The 17,431-nt window shown below is 43.9% G+C and carries 16 protein-coding genes, 1 other RNA gene and 1 pseudogene; 14 read left to right on the top strand and 4 right to left on the bottom strand.

Annotated features, from left to right (window positions below):
• Window positions 1–23: 23 nt before the first annotated feature.
• Entirely contained in the window at window positions 24–995 is a 972-nt protein-coding gene (gene ispB / locus GDK41_RS13255; RefSeq protein ID WP_152086853.1) for an octaprenyl diphosphate synthase, read from the bottom strand.
• Between the two features lie 366 nt (window positions 996–1,361).
• On the opposite strand from ispB, the gene rplU reads away from it, so the two are divergent.
• From rplU to GDK41_RS13230, 5 genes are all read left to right on the top strand, one after another.
• On the top strand, window positions 1,362–1,673 hold the full coding sequence (gene rplU / locus GDK41_RS13250; RefSeq protein WP_070985693.1) for a 50S ribosomal protein L21: 312 nt from the start codon (window positions 1,362–1,364) through the stop codon (window positions 1,671–1,673).
• 17 nt (window positions 1,674–1,690) lie between these two features.
• The gene (gene rpmA, locus GDK41_RS13245; RefSeq protein WP_105169123.1) at window positions 1,691–1,948 is read left to right on the top strand and encodes a 50S ribosomal protein L27; all 258 of its coding nucleotides are present in this window, start codon (window positions 1,691–1,693) and stop codon (window positions 1,946–1,948) included.
• A gap of 176 nt (window positions 1,949–2,124) precedes the next feature.
• Window positions 2,125–3,282, top strand: coding sequence for an Obg family GTPase CgtA (gene cgtA / locus GDK41_RS13240; protein WP_152086852.1), 1,158 nt, complete (start codon window positions 2,125–2,127; stop codon window positions 3,280–3,282).
• 70 nt (window positions 3,283–3,352) lie between these two features.
• Window positions 3,353–3,844, top strand: coding sequence for a type 3 dihydrofolate reductase (folA, locus tag GDK41_RS13235; protein ID WP_152086851.1), 492 nt, complete (start codon window positions 3,353–3,355; stop codon window positions 3,842–3,844).
• A 127-nt stretch (window positions 3,845–3,971) separates the two neighbouring features.
• A complete protein-coding gene (locus tag GDK41_RS13230; RefSeq protein ID WP_442960214.1) occupies window positions 3,972–4,298 on the top strand; it encodes a DUF3718 domain-containing protein in 327 nt (108 codons plus the stop codon).
• Window positions 4,299–4,417: 119 nt separating this feature from the next.
• On the opposite strand, the gene ssrS is transcribed toward GDK41_RS13230, so the two are convergent.
• Window positions 4,418–4,600, bottom strand: a non-coding RNA gene (gene ssrS / locus GDK41_RS13225) — 6S RNA.
• Window positions 4,601–4,794: 194 nt separating this feature from the next.
• Between ssrS and GDK41_RS13220 the strand changes: the two genes are divergently transcribed.
• The 4 genes from GDK41_RS13220 to GDK41_RS13205 are packed head-to-tail and all read left to right on the top strand — an operon-like array spanning window position 4,795 to window position 9,026.
• Window positions 4,795–5,352 carry a UPF0149 family protein gene (locus GDK41_RS13220; RefSeq protein WP_152086849.1) on the top strand — a complete coding sequence of 186 codons (558 nt, stop codon included), beginning with the start codon at window positions 4,795–4,797 and terminating at the stop codon, window positions 5,350–5,352.
• Window positions 5,352–6,662 (top strand): Xaa-Pro aminopeptidase, encoded by a 1,311-nt coding sequence (pepP, locus tag GDK41_RS13215; RefSeq protein WP_152086848.1) that lies wholly within the window; start codon window positions 5,352–5,354, stop codon window positions 6,660–6,662. The genes GDK41_RS13220 and pepP overlap by 1 nt, the downstream gene beginning before the upstream one ends.
• Window positions 6,663–6,707: 45 nt before the next feature.
• On the top strand, window positions 6,708–7,856 hold the full coding sequence (gene ubiH, locus GDK41_RS13210) for a 2-octaprenyl-6-methoxyphenyl hydroxylase (protein ID WP_232056567.1): 1,149 nt from the start codon (window positions 6,708–6,710) through the stop codon (window positions 7,854–7,856).
• Window positions 7,857–9,026 (top strand): FAD-dependent monooxygenase, encoded by a 1,170-nt coding sequence (locus GDK41_RS13205; RefSeq protein WP_152086846.1) that lies wholly within the window; start codon window positions 7,857–7,859, stop codon window positions 9,024–9,026. It abuts the gene before it with no gap.
• Between the two features lie 63 nt (window positions 9,027–9,089).
• Here GDK41_RS13205 and GDK41_RS13200 read toward each other — a convergent pair whose 3' ends face one another.
• Window positions 9,090–9,935, bottom strand: a complete 846-nt coding sequence (locus tag GDK41_RS13200; RefSeq protein WP_152086845.1) for a LysR family transcriptional regulator — start codon at window positions 9,933–9,935, stop codon at window positions 9,090–9,092.
• A 130-nt stretch (window positions 9,936–10,065) separates the two neighbouring features.
• On the opposite strand from GDK41_RS13200, the gene GDK41_RS13195 reads away from it, so the two are divergent.
• The 5 genes and pseudogenes from GDK41_RS13195 to GDK41_RS13175 all read left to right on the top strand — a co-directional run bounded on the left by GDK41_RS13195 (window position 10,066) and on the right by GDK41_RS13175 (window position 16,554).
• Entirely contained in the window at window positions 10,066–10,638 is a 573-nt protein-coding gene (locus GDK41_RS13195) for a hypothetical protein (RefSeq protein WP_152086844.1), read from the top strand.
• A gap of 121 nt (window positions 10,639–10,759) precedes the next feature.
• On the top strand, window positions 10,760–11,842 hold the full coding sequence (gcvT, locus tag GDK41_RS13190; RefSeq protein WP_152086843.1) for a glycine cleavage system aminomethyltransferase GcvT: 1,083 nt from the start codon (window positions 10,760–10,762) through the stop codon (window positions 11,840–11,842).
• Window positions 11,843–11,895: 53 nt separating this feature from the next.
• A complete protein-coding gene (gene gcvH / locus GDK41_RS13185) occupies window positions 11,896–12,285 on the top strand; it encodes a glycine cleavage system protein GcvH (protein WP_152086842.1) in 390 nt (129 codons plus the stop codon).
• A 214-nt stretch (window positions 12,286–12,499) separates the two neighbouring features.
• A complete protein-coding gene (gcvP, locus tag GDK41_RS13180; RefSeq protein WP_152086841.1) occupies window positions 12,500–15,391 on the top strand; it encodes an aminomethyl-transferring glycine dehydrogenase in 2,892 nt (963 codons plus the stop codon).
• A gap of 648 nt (window positions 15,392–16,039) precedes the next feature.
• Window positions 16,040–16,554: pseudogene (locus GDK41_RS13175) on the top strand (REP-associated tyrosine transposase).
• Between the two features lie 140 nt (window positions 16,555–16,694).
• On the opposite strand, the gene GDK41_RS13170 reads toward GDK41_RS13175, so the two are convergent.
• On the bottom strand, window positions 16,695–17,003 hold the full coding sequence (locus GDK41_RS13170; RefSeq protein WP_152086840.1) for a hypothetical protein: 309 nt from the start codon (window positions 17,001–17,003) through the stop codon (window positions 16,695–16,697).
• Window positions 17,004–17,431: the final 428 nt, after the last annotated feature.

The following is a 17,431-nucleotide window of genomic DNA, read 5'->3' as shown; positions in this document are numbered from 1 at the left end:
TCTTGGCTAAATAGCCAATCGCTTTAGTGATCGCGTGCCACTGAAAGCTCGGCAAGCGCTACCAGTGCTTGCTTATATGGTGATTCAGCTAAAACAGCTAAGTGATCAATTGCTTTTTGAGCTTCATGTTTCGCTTTATCCATTGCAAACTCTAACGCGTTAGTTTGCTCTAAGGTTGCTAGGATATCGCTCAGGTAAGCCATGCCATTACCTGTACTGATCGCTTCTCTGATCTGCTTAACCTGTTGTTCAGTACCGTGTTGCATAGCATATATCAATGGCAGTGTTGGTTTACCCTCAGTTAAATCATCTCCTAAGTTTTTACCCATCTGCTCAGCGTTTGCGCTGTAATCAAGTACATCATCAACTAATTGAAAAGCCGTGCCTAAATGCATTCCATATAATTTCAATGCTTCTTGTACTTCTGTTGGTTGCTTTAACACAACGGCAGGTAGCATAGTTGCAGCTTCGAACAGTTTTGCCGTCTTACTATAAATAACCTGCATATAGCTTTGTTCAGTCGTGTCTGGGTCGTTGCAATTCATCAATTGCAATACTTCACCTTCAGCTATGATGTTAGTGGCATCGGCAAGAATTTGCATTACCTGCATATTATTCAAGCCAACCATTAGCTGGAATGAGCGAGTATAGATAAAATCGCCGACTAAAACGCTTGCGGCATTACCAAACTCGGCGTTCGCTGTTGGCTCTCCTCGACGAAGCGCAGATTCATCAACTACATCGTCATGTAGCAGAGTTGCTGTATGAATAAACTCTATGATAGTAGCTAAGGTGATATGCTGGTCGTCAGAGCACTCAAGCGCTTTGGCTGTGAGTAGAGTTAGCATAGGTCGGATACGCTTGCCGCCGCTATTTACAATGTAAAGACCTAGCTGATTAACTAAGGCGACATCAGATTGCATTTGCGCATGAATAAGTTGATTGACGTTAAGCATATCCGGTTCGATTAACGTCTGGATAGTTTTGATATCCATTGTGCTCCAAGCCAAAAAAATTACGAGATACAGGGCGAGTGTACTACAAAATTTTAACTAGCTCGATATTTTGTCCAGATCTGGCTGAAAAAATAACTTACTCTATATATGTTGTTGATTATTTAGACTAGTTACAAGCTGATTTATAAGCTTAAAGAAACGTCTTAAAAGTGTAAAAAAGCGCTTTGGTTTAAGTCATTTTTTGGATAGACTAGCAAAAAATAATGATTCGCCCTCATAGCTGTTATTTTTTATTCATTTTCTACAAAAATAGGCTTGCTTGTAGTAAAGCATTAGCGTAAACTTCGCGCCCTATTGAAGAATATTAAGTTGCGTCGATTTGAGGGCGCACAGACGGAGTTAATTATGTACGCGGTTTTCCAAAGTGGTGGTAAACAGCACCGTGTGACTGAAGGTCAAACAATTCGTCTAGAGAAATTAGACGTTGAAACTGGTGCAGCAGTTGAATTTGATTCAGTACTTCTAGTTGCTGATGGTGAGAAAATCGAGATCGGTGCACCGTTCGTAAACGGTGGCAAGGTAACAGCTGAGGTTGTTTCACATGGTCGCGGTGAGAAGATTAAGATCGTTAAGTTTAGACGTCGTAAGCATTCTCGTAAGCAGATGGGCCATCGTCAATGGTTCACTGAAGTTAAAATCACTGGCATTAGCGCTTAATTTAGAGGTACAGAAAGATGGCACATAAGAAGGCAGCTGGTAGTACTCGTAACGGTCGCGATTCAGAAAGTAAACGCTTAGGTGTTAAGCGTTTCGGTGGTGAATCAGTATTAGCGGGTAACATCATTGTTCGTCAACGTGGTACTAAGTTCCACGCTGGCACTAACGCAGGTATCGGTAAAGACCACACAATTTTTGCAAAAGCAGACGGTAAAGTTGTTTTTGAACAAAAAGGTCCTTTAAACCGTAAATACGTTAGCATCGTTGCTGAGTAATCGGTAAAAGATTTAAAAAACCCCGCTACGGCGGGGTTTTTTGTTTGTCTAAAGCAAAACTTTATCAACCAAAGATAGTTTTTGTTGCTCTGTGCAATAATGATTAAAGCTTTAGTGGTAAAGGTATTATACTTCGGTATTAGATTCCCCCAGTCATAAGTCAAAAGAGAGTAACCATGAAGTTTGTCGATGAAGTTGAAATTCGCGCAGAAGCGGGCGATGGCGGTAGTGGCATAGTGTCATTTCGTCGCGAAAAGTATGTCCCAGATGGTGGCCCTGATGGCGGCGATGGCGGTGATGGCGGCAGTGTATACTTAATTGCAGACGAGAACTGGAATACCCTGATTGACTATCAATTTGAGCGCTTTCACCGAGCTGAGCGTGGCACGAATGGTCAATCGCGAAACTGTACCGGCAAAAAAGGTAATGATTTGTTTTTGAAGGTGCCAGTAGGTACTCGTGTCACTGATGTCGATACTGAAGAGTCTTTGGGGGACTTGACACAACACGGACAAAAACTGTTGGTTGCCAAAGGTGGTTTTCATGGTTTGGGGAATACACGTTTTAAATCTAGTGTTAACAGAGCACCTCGTCAGAAAACTCTGGGTACGCCTGGAGAAGTTCGCAACTTAAAGTTGGAGCTTTTATTATTAGCTGACGTGGGCTTGTTAGGTTTGCCTAACGCGGGTAAGTCGACTTTTATACGCAGTGTATCGGCTGCAAAACCTAAAGTGGCTGATTACCCATTTACTACGCTTATTCCTAATTTAGGTGTAGTTCGACCAGAAGCCAGTAAGTCGTTTGTTATTGCTGATATCCCAGGGCTGATAGAAGGTGCATCTGAAGGTGCAGGTCTTGGTATTCGCTTTTTAAAACACTTAGAGCGCTGTCGAGTGCTATTACATATTATTGATGTAATGCCTGTTGACGGTACTGATCCTGTTGATAATGCTTTTTCAATCATCAATGAATTGCACCAATATAGTCCGAAGCTTGCTGAAAAGCCTCGTTGGTTAATTTTAAATAAGATTGACTTATTACCAGAGGATGAGGCCGAAGAAATTTGTGAGCGCATAGCAGCAGAGCTAGACGCACAGCAGGTTTATCGTATCTCGGCAATTAACAAGCTTAATACGCAAGCATTATGTTATGACATCATGACCTTGCTTGAGAGTATGCCAAAAGATAAGTTTGAAACAGAAACCGAGCAAGAAGAGGTTGAGTTTAAGTGGGACACTTATCACCGTAAGGCTACCCAAGATGCCAATGATGACGATTGGGATGATGATTGGGATGACGATGACTATGATGTTGAAGTTATTTACGAAAGATAAGTAAAATCATATAAATAATTAAGGGCTTTGTGGCCCTTTTTTTAATACTAAATCATTAATGAGGTTAAGCGTGATAATTTCCATGATAGCGGCGATGGCAAATAACCGAGTCATTGGTCAAGACAACCAAATGCCATGGCATTTACCTGCAGATTTACAGCATTTCAAAAGAGTGACAATGCAAAAACCTGTCGTTATGGGTAGAAAAACTTTTGAATCTATTGGCCGACCTTTGCCGGGTAGGCGTAATATTGTTATTACTCGAAACAGTGACTATAAAGCAGCTGGAATTGAAGTTGTAACGTCTCCAGATGCAGCTCTGGCACTGCTTTCAGAAGCAGAGGAAGTGATGATTATCGGTGGGGGGCATATTTATGAGCAGTTCCTACCTATGTGTGAGAAGCTATATTTAACATTTATTGATTTAGACGTTGCAGGTGATACCTGCTTTCCTGATTACACCAAAGCTGCGAACTGGCAGGTAGTCGAAGAGCAGCACTGTGAAGCTGATGATAAAAACTTATGTAATTATAAATTCGTAACTCTGAACAAAAAAGTATGAGTTTATTGCTAAATTTTGTGCAGCTTGATACAATTACACTCGTTTTGGGGTACGAATAAAGTATTAGAGGGTGTTTTAGATGAAATTAACTACCGTGCTTGTGTCAGCTTCTTTTGTTGCAGCGTCGATGTCATTTAGCCATCAAGCCAGTGCAAATGAGCAACTTGCAATATCAATTTGTGAATACATTGCAGCAGATGACAAAAGTAGTTTGCGTAAAAAACTTAAAAGCTCACGTGTGAAAATCCGTAATATTTTTGATGCAGTGAAGTGTAACGGTAACAATATGCTTCGTCATGCGATTATTAGCAATGCTGCTGATACGGGTGAGTACATTGTAAAGAACTTGCCAAAAAGTTCTTTAGAAGATGGTGCGGAAATCGCATGGGCTGAAGGTAATGGACATGGTGGTTCTCCTCTTATTGCAGTAATTAAAGAGCGTGCAGGTCTTTAATTAGCAAGTCTTAATTTGGTTTGGTTAGGTGCAAATAATCAAACTGGCTAAAAGCCTCACCTTGGTGGGGTTTTTTTGTGTCTATTATAAGGTAGAAAGTAAGAAAGCTATGTTGAATGGTGTTCCCCGGCGTCGCGGATGCGGATGTCAGCCCTTGAACCCTGAGGTTCAAGGCGGAATGCAACAGCTCACCGTAGGCTTCTCGGTACATGCCGAGCTTGCTCAATAGCAAGCAAACTACATTCCTTAATAAAGTTTATCGGCTCAGGGACTTAATCTACTGTCCTACGAGCTAGGGAACTCCTTCAGTATATAAAACATAGCGCCAAGTCGAAACCATAAAACGTAAATAGTTGTGCGTTTGCTGAGTTTTTATGCGTCGTTGCTAATAAACTAATCACAGTGCTGGAATTTTACTCCATAGGATACAATTGCTTGGAGTTGCTATACTTGCAGTGGTAGCATTAAGTAACTATATGCGAAGAAAGTTGACCTGATGAGCGAATTAAACGACTACACACAAGCACAACTCTTGCTTGAAAAACACGATATTTTTGTTGCCCCAGCTGAAGTACATGGTGCCATCAGTGGGTTATTGGCATGTGGTTTAAATATTGAAGAAAAAGAGTATCTGGGGTTATTAAGTGATGTGTTTAATGAAGGGCAGCACTTTAGTGAAGCACTAAAACAATTTTTTGCCAGTATGTATAAACATGTCGTAGAGCATTTTAATGATTCAGAGTTTCATTTTGAACTGTTTCTACCTAGTGAAGATGAATCGTTGCTCGATCAAGCCAATGCCTTGGTTGCCTGGGTATCTGGTTTTTTACTTGGATTTGGACTAAAGCAAAAAGACTACGGTAAATTGTCTGGTGATGTAAAAGAGGTGATCGAAGACTTTACTGAAATAACTAAACTTGACAGCCACTTTGATGAAACAGAAGAAGATCAGCAAGCGTTGCATGAAATCATAGAGTATATCCGCGTATCGGCTATGTTATGTTTTGCTGAAATGGGCAAAGACTCCACAACGACTTCCAAGACGATACACTAATGATTGAGATAACAGAATTTGCACAGCGCAGAGCGCGTTTATTATCACAGCTGGATAAAAACTCGGTGGCGATAATCCCTGCTGCGACCGAACTCACTCGTAGTCGGGATACGGAATATCCTTTTCGCCAAGATAGCGATTTTTTCTACTTAACTAACTTCAACGAGCCCGATGCTGTTTTGGTACTTTGTAAAGACACAGACGAGCAGGTGGCAAGTCATCTCTTTTGCCGTAATAAAGATAAGGTGGCAGAAATCTGGCATGGTCGTCGTGTGGGTTATGAACAAGCGAAACAGCAATATTTATTTGACGAAAGCTACCCACTTAGCGAACTTGAAGAGCAGTTAAAGGAGTTGGTAAATAACAAACGTGTGCTGTATTACGCTCAGGGTACGTATCGTGACTTTGATAGTAAGGTTTGGGATTTGCTTAATACGTTGCGCAGTGGGCCAAAAAAAGGTTGTCGAGCACCAGAGATCATCAAAGATATTCGTCCACTTGTGCATGAAATGCGTTTGTTCAAATCAACAGCGGAAGTTGCGGTAATGAGAAAAGCGGCGCAAATAAGCTGTGAAGCGCATAAAAGAGCGATGTGTTTTGCCAAAGCTGGTGCAACTGAATATCAGCTTGAGGCCGAAATTCACCACCATTATGCGATGAGTGGAGCACGTCACCCTGCTTACGGTACAATAGTGGGCTCTGGCAATAATGCTAATATTTTGCACTACACAGAAAATAGCGACGAGCTTAAAGACGGAGACTTGATACTTATAGACTCGGGCTGTGAGCTTGAAGGTTATGCGGCTGATATCACGCGTACATTTCCTGTGTCCGGCCAGTTTAGTGAGCCACAAAAGCAACTATATGAGCTAGTGCTAAAAGCACAGCAAGCTGCTTTTGAACAGGTGAAGCCAGGCGGCACTTTGGTTAAAGCGAATCAAGCGGCTATGATAGTAATGACTGAAGGCTTGATCCAGCTCGGTATTTTGGCTGGTGATTTAGATACTCTAGTAGAAAACCAAGCTTGCAAAGCTTTTTATATGCATGGTTTGGGGCACTGGCTGGGTTTAGATGTGCATGATGTTGGCGAATATAAACTTGACGAAGCCGACAGGCCGTTTGCACCGGGTATGGTGTTAACCATTGAACCTGGCTTGTATTTTGATGAAGATGCACAAGTACCTGAGCAATTTAAGGGTATTGGCATTCGCATTGAAGATGATTTATTAATTACTGAAGATGGCTTTGAAAACCTTACAAAAGGTGCACCAAAAGCTGTTGCAGATATAGAAGCGCTAATGCAACGTTAGGAGAGTAAGTTGCAACAATTCGATATTCTTATTGTCGGTGGTGGCATGGCAGGAGCCACCGCAGCTCTAGCCATTAGCAAGCAGTGTGAAAAATATAAAATCGCCGTAGTTGAGGCGTTTACGCCCTCTAGCAATGTTCATCCCAGTTTTGACGATAGGAGTATTGCTCTTGCGCATCAATCGGTTACTTATTTGAGCGAATTAGGTTTGTTTAGAGCTGACTGGGCATTTTCGCAGCCTATTAAGCAGGTGCATGTCTCAGATAGAGGGCACTTTGGCAAAACTAACATTCATCACACAGATCACCAGTGTGACGCCTTAGGTTATGTGGTTGAGGTCAATCCATATGGGGCTTTTTTACATCATCAACTTAATGAAGCGGGTATTACGCTTCTGTGTCCTGCCACAGTCAGTGATGTTGAACAACAAGCCGAGCAAGTTGTTATTACACTTGATAACGCACAGAGGCTGAGTGCGAAACTATTGGTGATTGCTGACGGTGCGAAATCGCCGACTCGACAAATACTAAATATTGAATTTAATCATACCGCCTATGAACAAGGTGCGCTTATCGCAAATATAAAAGTGCAAGGTGGGCATCAAGGTCAAGCATTTGAGCGCTTTACGGAGCAAGGGCCCATGGCATTGCTGCCCATGAGTGATGATAGGTATTCTTTGGTTTGGTGCATGAACAATGAAAAACTTGCACACTATCAAAAACTAGATGCAGCGCAGTTTATCACCCAGTTGCAAGCGGATTTTGGTTATAGGGCGGGGGTATTTACTCAAGTTGGCGCGCGTGCAACTTATCCTTTAGTTTTGGGACGAGTCGATAAAATAGTCAAACATCGCACCGTGGTTATTGGTAACGCTGCCCATGCTATTCACCCAATTGCAGGGCAAGGTTTTAATTTGGGTTTACGCGATATCCAGGCTTTGGTGAAACAGCTCAAGTGTACAGAGTCTGGACTATTAGGTGATTATGTATTTACACGAGCTTATGAACAGGCGCGAGAAAAAGACATAAATACAGTGATGACTTTAACTGACTCCTTAGTGCGGTTGTTTTCGAACTCGTCAAGGTTAATGGCTTTTGGGCGCAGTTGTGGGTTATTCGCAACGGCGCTTGTCGACAATTTAAAAGCGCCCTTGGCTAAACAACTGATGGGTCATGTGAGTAAAGGAAACAACTAAATGCAACAAGTACAGGTATGCATTGTAGGCGGCGGAGCGGTAGGGTTAACATTAGCCTTGGGCTTAGCTCAAGCAAATATTAGTGTACAAGTGATAGACAGCGGCGATGAGCCTCAGCTATTAGCTGAGCAGTTTGCAAATCGAGTGAGCGCTATTAGTTTAGCCAGTCAAAGGCTATTTCAACGTTTAAATGCGTGGTCAGCCATTAGTGCCTCGCGCGTTGCACCCTATCACTTTATGGATGTTCGAGATAAAGACAGTTTTGGTAAAATCGCTTTCAATAGTGATGATTTGGACCTACCAGAGCTTGGTCACATTATTGAAAATGACGCTATTCGCTATGGCTTGTATTCGCAACTTAAAACACTTTCGAATGCGCATTTAGCTTTTAATACGCGGTATCAAAGTGTTCACCAAACCGACAGCGATGTATTGATCACGTTAGATAACGGAACACCAATCATGGCTAAACTGCTGGTGGCGGCCGATGGTGCAAATTCAGCTATACGTGAGCAATTTAAATTACCTCTCACCTTTTGGGACTACGATCACCAAGCTATCGTTGCCACGGTTAAAACTCAATTGCCTCATCAGGCAACGGCAAGACAGGTTTTCTTACCGACCGGGCCATTGGCTTTTTTACCTCTGGCTGATGAGCATCATCACTCTATAGTATGGTCAACATCACCAGAGCAAGCGCAGCGTTTAATGGCTTTGTCGCGGGAGGATTTCAATAAAGCGCTTTATGCTGCCATTGATGGTCAGTGCGGTTTGTGTGAAATCGCAGACGACAGAGCGGTATTTCCATTGCGTATGCGTTATGCAAAACAATGGTTAGATAACAGAGTCGTACTTATGGGCGATGCTGCTCACACCATCCACCCACTTGCCGGCTTGGGCATGAACTTAGGCTTGAAAGACGCGGCGTTGTTGATTGATTTGTTATCGGATCAAAACGCGCAAGAGTTTGCAAGCCATAGAGTTTTAAGAGAGTACGAACGCACTCGTAAGCTAGACGCGCAAAAGCACATCGCGATGATGCAAGGTTTAAAAGAGCTGTTTGAAGGTGCGCATCCTTTGAAAAAAGTGATCCGTGGCGTAGGCTTAAGTTTGGTCGATAACTTAGGACCAATCAAAAACCTATTTGCTAAAGAGGCAGTTGGTAAATAGCTTTTGATCTGTTCACAAAAAGCTGTGACGGTGTGTATAACCAATGTCACAGCGCGTGTTTTATTATCCGAGCCTAAGTGCAATAAACTCAGCCAGCTTATCTACCGCATTGACCGACTCTGCTGAGTTTTTGATTAAGCAGATCCCTATCTGTCCAAGCTCTGGTAATTGCTGTGTATGGCTTTGATAATTTAATTCGCTCGGCACCGTACTTTTTGCCAGTACGGTGATCCCCAAACCTTCCTTTAAAGCGGCAATCAGCCCCGTTAAATCGGCATTGCTGTAAATAATACGGTATTTGATCCCAGCTTGTTGCAGTGCATCAATGGCCCGGCGACGATAAATACAGCCCTCAGGCGCGGTTACAAGCGTAACGACTTCATCATTCGCTTTGGATAAATCGCCAACCCATACCAATTGATCTTGCATAAAGATTGGGTATTTAGCTGAGTCAAGTTGCTCATTTAAGGCCAAGACTAAATCAAATTGATCTTGTCGAGAGTCAGAGAGCAGGTGTTTGCTGAGTCGCGATTTTACTTCCAAAGAGACATCGGGATATAACGATACGAAATCACCGATAATAGAGGGTAATATGCGTGCGGCAAACTCACTGGGAATGCCCAAACGCACCTTACCAGTTACACTTTCTGAGGTGAACTGCTGAATAATCGCATCGTTTTGCTGCAACATTTGTTTAGCCAGGGGCAATAGCAGCTCACCATATTGGTTAAGCACTTGACGCTGACCCTGCTTTTTAAATAGTTTGCAGTTGAGCATGTCTTCTAAGCGTTTTATTTGCAATGATACAGCAGGCTGCGATAAACCCAGCAATTCGCCGGCTTTGGCAAAGCCACCAACATCTACCACTGTTACTAAAGTACGCAAGCCATCAATCGATAAGTTCTTCATATTAATAAATACTATTTAACAAAGCTAATTACATTAGTATTATTTATCAATGGATAAATAATTACAATTTGTTGTTGGCTTTTACCCTCAATATACTCTGTGTTTATCGAAATTTAATTAAGGTGTCATCATGACTTTTGCACCCACAATGTTTGCTAAGCACCGTCAAGGTACAGCACCCGCGGTAAACTCTATGATGGCAACTCAAAACCTAGCCGTATTAGATTTTAGTGGTTTTGAAGCAACGCCTTTTTTAAACCAGCAAATGGGCTTAAACCTTAACAAATTAATGGCACCTGGCCTTGGTATTCAAGGCAAGCTTGATGGTGGGCAGCTATATAGCGTTTACTACTTCAGTGAAACGGCTTATCGCTTTGTGGTAGAAAGTGATGCGGTGGCTATTTTAGAGCAGTTTGTGGCCAAGCACGTTGAAGACTACGATATTGAGCTGGTGGTAAGAGACGATTTAGCCATCACGACTTTATCTGGGCAACAAGCCTTCGATACGCTAATTTCCAGCTTTGAGCTTACACCGGGCTTAAGGTTATCAGATGAACTTGTTTGCTATGGCAGACAAAGCGGTGAAGTATTTGTAACCTCTTTATTAGAGGAAGGTGAGCAGCGCTATCAACTTATTGCACAAACGCCAATTCTGAATAAATGGCAAGCAACATTGCAAGCACAAGGCTTTAACCTAAACTAGAACAAAACAACAAGGGCACTCTGTATTAGAGCGCCCTTGTTGCTATTGAATTAACCCCACCTCAATTTGAGGCCAAGTTCAGCAAGATAACTTGCTGAGAATGATAAAGTGAAGGACTGATATGACTTCTAAAACAGTATTACATGCTAAGCACCTTGAAGCGGGCGCTAAAATGGTGGACTTCCACGGTTGGGAAATGCCAATCAACTATGGTTCACAAATTGAAGAGCATAATGCAGTGCGCACCGATGCTGGTATGTTTGATGTTTCTCACATGACCATTGTTGATGTTGCAGGCGACGACGCAAAAGCGTTTTTGCGCAAGCTTGTAGCCAACGATGTAGCCAAGCTAACTAAGCCAGGTAAAGCACTTTATACCGGTATGCTTAATGAGCAAGGTGGTGTGATTGATGATTTGATCATTTACTTCTTCACTGAAACGAATTATCGCTTAGTGGTTAACTCTGCAACTCGCGAAAAAGATTTAGCGCACATTGCTAAGGTATCTCAAGGTTATGCGGTAGAAGTAACCGAGCGACCTGAATATGCAATGATTGCAGTACAAGGCCCTAATGCAAAAGCAAAAACAGCTGCAGTATTAAATGATGAGCAAAAAGCAGCAGTAGAAGGCATGAAGCCGTTCTTTGGTGTGCAAGCGGGTGAGCTTTTCATTGCAACCACTGGCTACACGGGTGAAGACGGTTACGAAATTGTTGTGCATAACGATGATGCCGCTGATCTTTGGCAAAAATTATTAGATGCAGGCGTGGCTCCTGCTGGCTTAGGCGCGCGTGATACGCTACGTTTAGAAGCGGGCATGAATCTATATGGTTTAGATATGGATGAGTCGGTATCACCTTTAGCTGCAAACATGGCGTGGACCATTGCTTGGGAGCCTGAAGACCGTGACTTTATTGGTCGTTCAGTGCTTGAGCAACAACGTGCAGATAAGAGCACCGATAAGCTAGTTGGCTTAGTTTTAGAAACTAAGGGTGTACTTAGAGGTGGTTCTAAAGTTATCGTAGAGGGTGGCGAAGGGGTTATCACTTCTGGTACATTCTCGCCAACTTTGGGCTATAGCGTTGCACTGGCACGCGTACCTCGTTCTACAGGTGATACAGCCCAAGTTGAAATGCGCAAAAAGCTTGTTGACGTTAAAGTAGTGAAGCCTTGCTTCGTACGTAACGGCAAAGCAGTTATTTAATATTAAAAAGGACGGGTTAACCGTCTAAAACACCGAACCAAAGGAACAAAAAGATGAGCAACATTCCTAGCGAGTTAAAGTACGCGTCTTCACACGAGTGGGTTCGCGCTGAAGGCGATGGCACTTACACTGTAGGTATCACTGAGCATGCTCAAGAACTTCTAGGCGACATGGTATTTGTAGAATTACCAGAAGTTAATGATGAAGTTGATGCTGGTGAAGATTGTGCAGTTGCTGAGTCTGTTAAAGCAGCTTCTGACATTTACGCACCAATCTCAGGCACTATCGTTGCTATCAACGAAGAGCTAGAAGATGCACCAGAAACGGTAAACAGCGACGCGTACGGCGACGGTTGGTTATTCCGTATTAAAGCATCTGATGAGTCAGAGCTTGAAAATCTTCTAAGCGCTGAAGATTACGCAAATACTATCGACGAAGACTAATCGTTTTACGTCTTTTATAAAGGCCCCATTTATGGGGCTTTTATAATTAACTCCTGTTGAGAAATACATTTTCAAACTTGGGGTTAACAAAAATGCACCGCATTTTTGGCCCGTGTGCCATATAACATGGGCTGATTTAGTTTTGTTACTCTGCTGTTACCAAGGCTGCTGTGACAAACACACTTTTTAATTTGGATCATAGGAATCTGGACTAATGTCAAACGCCAAATCTCTTGAACAATTAGAGCAAAAGCAAGATTTTATTCGTCGCCATATCGGCCCAAGCCCGGCGCAAGTAACTGACATGCTAAACGCTCTTGGGGTATCGAGTGTTGAAGAGCTGATCGGTCAAACTGTACCTGCGGCTATCCGTTTAGAGCAAGGGTTAAACATCGGCGAAAGCCGTACTGAAGTTGAAACACTTAGCTACCTAAAATCAGTTGCAAGCAAAAACAAAGTATTCAAGTCGTACATCGGCCAGGGCTACCACCCAACGCATGTACCAAACGTAATTTTACGTAACGTACTTGAAAACCCAGGTTGGTACACGGCATACACTCCATATCAGCCAGAGATCGCACAAGGCCGTTTAGAATCATTACTAAACTTCCAGACTCTTACGATTGATTTAACCGGTTTAGACCTAGCGTCGGCTTCACTACTTGATGAATCAACAGCCGCAGCAGAAGCAATGGCGCTGGCTAAGCGTGTTGCTAAAGCAAAAAAAGCCAACATCTTCTTTATTGCTGATGACGTACACACACAAACTATCGATGTTGTGACAACACGCGCAGAGCAGTTTGGTTTTGAAGTAGTGGTAGGTCCTGCGGTTGATGCTGCAAACCATGAGATTTTTGGTGCCTTATTCCAATACCCAAGCACAACGGGTGAAGTGGTTGACGTACAAGATTTAATTGCACAAGTACAAAGCAAAAAGGCGATTGCCTGTGTTGCTGCCGATATCATGAGCTTATTGCTACTTAAAGCGCCAGGCAAACTAGGTGCTGACGTAGTGCTTGGCTCTGCACAGCGTTTTGGTGTGCCTATGGGCTACGGTGGTCCTCACGCGGCTTTCTTTGCAACACGTGATGCGTATAAGCGTTCATTACCAGGTCGTATCATTGGTGTATCAAAAGACCGTTTGGGTAACGATGCACTACGTATGGCAATGCAAACGCGTGAGCAGCATATCCGCCGCGAAAAAGCCAACTCAAACATTTGTACCGCGCAAGTATTGCTAGCCAATATGGCAGCGTTTTACGCGGTGTACCACGGTCCACAGGGCCTTAAAACAATCGCTCAGCGTATTAATCGTTTGGCGAGCATTGTAGCGACTGGTCTTAAGTCAAAAGGTGTTGCGCTTAAGCATGACACTTGGTTCGACACGCTAACGGTTGTAGCTGATAACAAAGACGACGTAGTTGCACGCGCATTAGCGGCAGAGGTTAACTTTGCAACAAACCACGCAGGTGAGTACTCACTGTCTGTAAACGAAACAACGACACGTGCAGACGTTGCACAGTTGTTCGATATCATCCTTGGCGAAGGCCACGGCCTAGACGTTGACGCGCTAGATGCACAAGTAAGCAAAGACGACATTACTGGTATTCCTGCAAGCCTAGTACGCGATGATGAGATTTTAACGCACCCTAACTTCAACTCGTACCACAGCGAGACTGAAATGCTGCGTTACATCAAGCGCCTTGAAAATAAAGACTTAGCGCTTAATCACTCAATGATCTCATTAGGTTCATGTACCATGAAGCTAAACGCGACCGCTGAGATGATCCCAGTGACTTGGCCTGAGTTTGCAGAGCTACACCCGTTCTGCCCACTTGATCAAGCGCAAGGCTACCAAGTCATGATCAACGAATTACATGATTGGTTAGTAGACATCACAGGTTACGATGCCGTTTCACTACAACCTAACTCAGGTGCTCAAGGTGAATACGCGGGTCTTATCGCAATTCGTAAATACCACGAATCTCGCGGCGAAGGTCACCGTAACATCTGCTTGATCCCAAGCTCAGCGCACGGTACTAACCCGGCATCAGCGCAAATGGCAAGCATGAAAGTTGTGGTGGTTGGCTGTGATAAGAACGGTAACATCGATATGGAAGACCTACGCGCGAAAGCCGCTGACGTATCAGAAAACCTATCTTGTATCATGGTTACTTACCCGTCTACGCACGGTGTTTACGAGCAAACGATTAAAGAAGTATGCGACATCGTACACCAGCACGGTGGTCAGGTTTACATGGACGGCGCAAACATGAACGCGCAAGTAGGTGTAACCAGCCCAGGTTCAATCGGCTCTGACGTATCGCACCTTAACTTACACAAAACATTCTGTATTCCACACGGTGGCGGTGGCCCAGGTGTTGGTCCTATCGGTGTTAAATCACACCTTGCGCCATTTATGCCTAACCACAGCGTGATCAACGTAGCGGGTACAACTGAAGGTAACGGGGCGGTTTCTGCCGCGCCTTACGGCTCAGCGGCAATTCTACCTATCTCTTGGGCATACATTGCCATGATGGGCAGCGAAGGCTTAAAGCAAGCAACAGAAATGGCGATTGTGAACGCTAACTATCTAACTGAAAAGTTAAGCGAGCACTTCCCAATTTTGTATCGTGGTCAAAACAACCGCGTTGCGCACGAGTGTATTGTTGACTTACGTCCAATCAAAGAAGCCTCTGGCATCACTGAAATGGATGTAGCGAAGCGTCTTCAAGACTACGGCTTCCACTCACCAACTATGTCGTTCCCAGTAGCGGGCACCTTGATGATTGAGCCAACGGAATCTGAGTCTAAAGTAGAGATCGACCGTTTCATCGAGGCGATGGTGTCAATCAAGGGCGAAATCGACAAGATCATCTCAGGCGAGTGGTCAATCGAAAACAACCCATTAGTATTTGCACCACACACGCAAGCTGACGTACTTGGCAACGAGTGGGATCGTGCATACGACCGCTTCTACGCTGCATTCCCAGTACCAAGCGTAGCAAAAGACAAATTCTGGCCAACGGTAACTCGTATCGACGACGTATACGGCGACCGCAACCTAATTTGTTCATGCCCAGCGGTAGAGACTTACGCGGAGTAAGTGTTGGGTAAAAGCCAAGTTTAGGCTTGGCTTTGATTAGAGTTTGAAAAACCGCCTTGTGAAAATAAGGCGGTTTTTTTGTTGAATTTGGTTTGTAGGTTGTATTTTCGCGCGATGGTTTGAAATCGGCCTTCAATTTTACCTTTTGTCGCCTTGGCGACGACAACCAAGGGGCGGCTGCCGCCGGCCTCCCCTTGGAACCCCTCGGCGCCCCAATATCACGCTTAATCTTCAAATACCCAATTGATGTGAACGTAAACGCCATGTATTCGCCATCCTTGGCGAAATCATGGCTTGTCTCGCATCCCTGCGAGCCATTACTCATCAATTGTTTATTTTCAGGCGTGATAGAGGGGGAGTGGGCGGCGGTGTTTGCCTGAAAAGTTGTTGGGGAAGTCGATGTCTTTTAAAAAATACCTATCGTCGGATGGCGGCGCTGCGCGCCTTATACCGACCTACGAGTTTGATGTGTAGGTTGGAAAAGCCGAAGGCGCCTTCCGACAGGCGAACAATGGGAGCGGAGTCGTTAATTTCTTTTACCTAGGTGCAATGAGCTCATTTAACCATTGCTAAGGGACTCACCATCGTCGGATGGCGGCGCTTCGCGCCTTATACCGACCTACAAAAAAGCAATCACAAGGAGGTGATATGCGGTATCGGCGCAATTATGTGGCGGGTGGCACGTATTTTTTCACGGTGAATTTGTTAAACCGTAACAGCGCATTGCTGGTGGAGCATATTGGCGTTTTACGAGAATCGGTGCGCTGGGTAAAGCAACGGCGGCCTTTTTATATTGATGCTTGGGTGGTATTGCCCGATCATCTGCATGCGGTGTTGACCTTGCCTGACGATGGTCATGATTACTCGAACGGCTGGTGCGAGATCAAAAAGCGCTTTTCTAAATCATTACCAAAAACAGAATTGCTAACAGACTCGCATAAGCAAAAGGCGAGCGCGGCATTTGGCAACGGCGTTTTTGGGAACATACCATTCGTGACGAGCGTGATTATTGGCACCACATTAATTACGTTCATTTTAACCCCATGAAACATGGCTTGGTTAATCGAGTTATTGATTGGCCGTATTCAAGTTTTCACAAAGCGGTGGAACGGGGGATTTATCAGCCAAGTTGGTGTGGTGAGGGATTGAATCTTAAACTGTAGGTTGAAAAAGCCGTAGGCGCCTTCCAACAAAGGTCAAAAGGGGCTCTTTTAACGCAAGGAATGAGCCTGTTTAACCATTGCTAAGAGACTCTCCATCGTCGGATGGTGGTGTTACGCGCCTTATACCGACCTACAACACCTTAATCCTCAGGCCCTTGCAATGTAAACGTTAGGTGCTTGCGCATATCTTTTAAAATCACGCCTTTTTTGAGCATGGCGGCGCTTAAGCGCTTTTGCCATTTGAGTAAGTCTGGTTTGGCGGCCACTAAAGTTTGTTCATTTTCAAATTGAAAACACAAAAGTAGGGAGCCGGGGAATAGGTGGTATTCTACATCAAACCAACATTGCACCATGCCGGGGATCTCATTGCGCGCTTGCTCTTCGAGCATATCGGCAACATTGAGTACCAAAGCTTGTTGTTTTTGTTGAACTTTCGAGAGCTTTTTCATGGGGCATTCCAAATTAAAGGCTAAATAGGGCGACAAAGTGGAATTATAACCGAGCGCTTAAAGGTGTGGAAAGAGGGAGGCTGGAAAAACCGAAGGGCTCTCCAGTTAAGGTGCAAGGGGTTAATGACTTGAGCGAAAAGATCATGCTCTTTTTACGTAAGGAGAAACGAGCCCGTTTAACGATTGTTAAGGGACTCTCAATTGTCGGATAGCGGCGCTTCGCACCTTATACCGATCTACAGTGAAATTGGTGTCTGTAGATAGAAAAAGCCATAGACGTATTTCAACAAAAGTGTAAAGGGTTTATAAAGACTTCAAGTTCAAACAAATCACAAAAAACCGGAGCAGGCTCCGGTTTTGCTGTTTTAAGGGGCTTATACCAATTTTATTAATACATTGATCATTCTAGCGAGCTAAATAACTCATTA

It is taken from the genome of Pseudoalteromonas sp. A25, from assembly GCF_009176705.1.
In the GTDB taxonomy this organism is placed as follows: Bacteria; Pseudomonadota; Gammaproteobacteria; order Enterobacterales; family Alteromonadaceae; genus Pseudoalteromonas.
Note: the sequence above shows the minus strand (reverse complement) of the source record. Positions and strands in the feature narration are given on the sequence as shown.

What these genes read in the sequence shown, in the direction of transcription:
- ispB (WP_152086853.1), bottom strand. Translation starts at nt 995, where the DNA reads ATGGATATCAAAACTATCCAGACGTTAATCGAACCGGATATGCTTAAC.
- rplU (WP_070985693.1), top strand. Translation starts at nt 1,362, where the DNA reads ATGTACGCGGTTTTCCAAAGTGGTGGTAAACAGCACCGTGTGACTGAA.
- rpmA (WP_105169123.1), top strand. Translation starts at nt 1,691, where the DNA reads ATGGCACATAAGAAGGCAGCTGGTAGTACTCGTAACGGTCGCGATTCA.
- cgtA (WP_152086852.1), top strand. Translation starts at nt 2,125, where the DNA reads ATGAAGTTTGTCGATGAAGTTGAAATTCGCGCAGAAGCGGGCGATGGC.
- GDK41_RS13230 (WP_442960214.1), top strand. Translation starts at nt 3,972, where the DNA reads ATGTCATTTAGCCATCAAGCCAGTGCAAATGAGCAACTTGCAATATCA.
- GDK41_RS13220 (WP_152086849.1), top strand. Translation starts at nt 4,795, where the DNA reads ATGAGCGAATTAAACGACTACACACAAGCACAACTCTTGCTTGAAAAA.
- pepP (WP_152086848.1), top strand. Translation starts at nt 5,352, where the DNA reads ATGATTGAGATAACAGAATTTGCACAGCGCAGAGCGCGTTTATTATCA.
- ubiH (WP_232056567.1), top strand. Translation starts at nt 6,708, where the DNA reads ATGGCAGGAGCCACCGCAGCTCTAGCCATTAGCAAGCAGTGTGAAAAA.
- GDK41_RS13205 (WP_152086846.1), top strand. Translation starts at nt 7,857, where the DNA reads ATGCAACAAGTACAGGTATGCATTGTAGGCGGCGGAGCGGTAGGGTTA.
- GDK41_RS13200 (WP_152086845.1), bottom strand. Translation starts at nt 9,935, where the DNA reads ATGAAGAACTTATCGATTGATGGCTTGCGTACTTTAGTAACAGTGGTA.
- GDK41_RS13195 (WP_152086844.1), top strand. Translation starts at nt 10,066, where the DNA reads ATGACTTTTGCACCCACAATGTTTGCTAAGCACCGTCAAGGTACAGCA.
- gcvT (WP_152086843.1), top strand. Translation starts at nt 10,760, where the DNA reads ATGACTTCTAAAACAGTATTACATGCTAAGCACCTTGAAGCGGGCGCT.
- gcvH (WP_152086842.1), top strand. Translation starts at nt 11,896, where the DNA reads ATGAGCAACATTCCTAGCGAGTTAAAGTACGCGTCTTCACACGAGTGG.
- gcvP (WP_152086841.1), top strand. Translation starts at nt 12,500, where the DNA reads ATGTCAAACGCCAAATCTCTTGAACAATTAGAGCAAAAGCAAGATTTT.
- GDK41_RS13170 (WP_152086840.1), bottom strand. Translation starts at nt 17,003, where the DNA reads ATGAAAAAGCTCTCGAAAGTTCAACAAAAACAACAAGCTTTGGTACTC.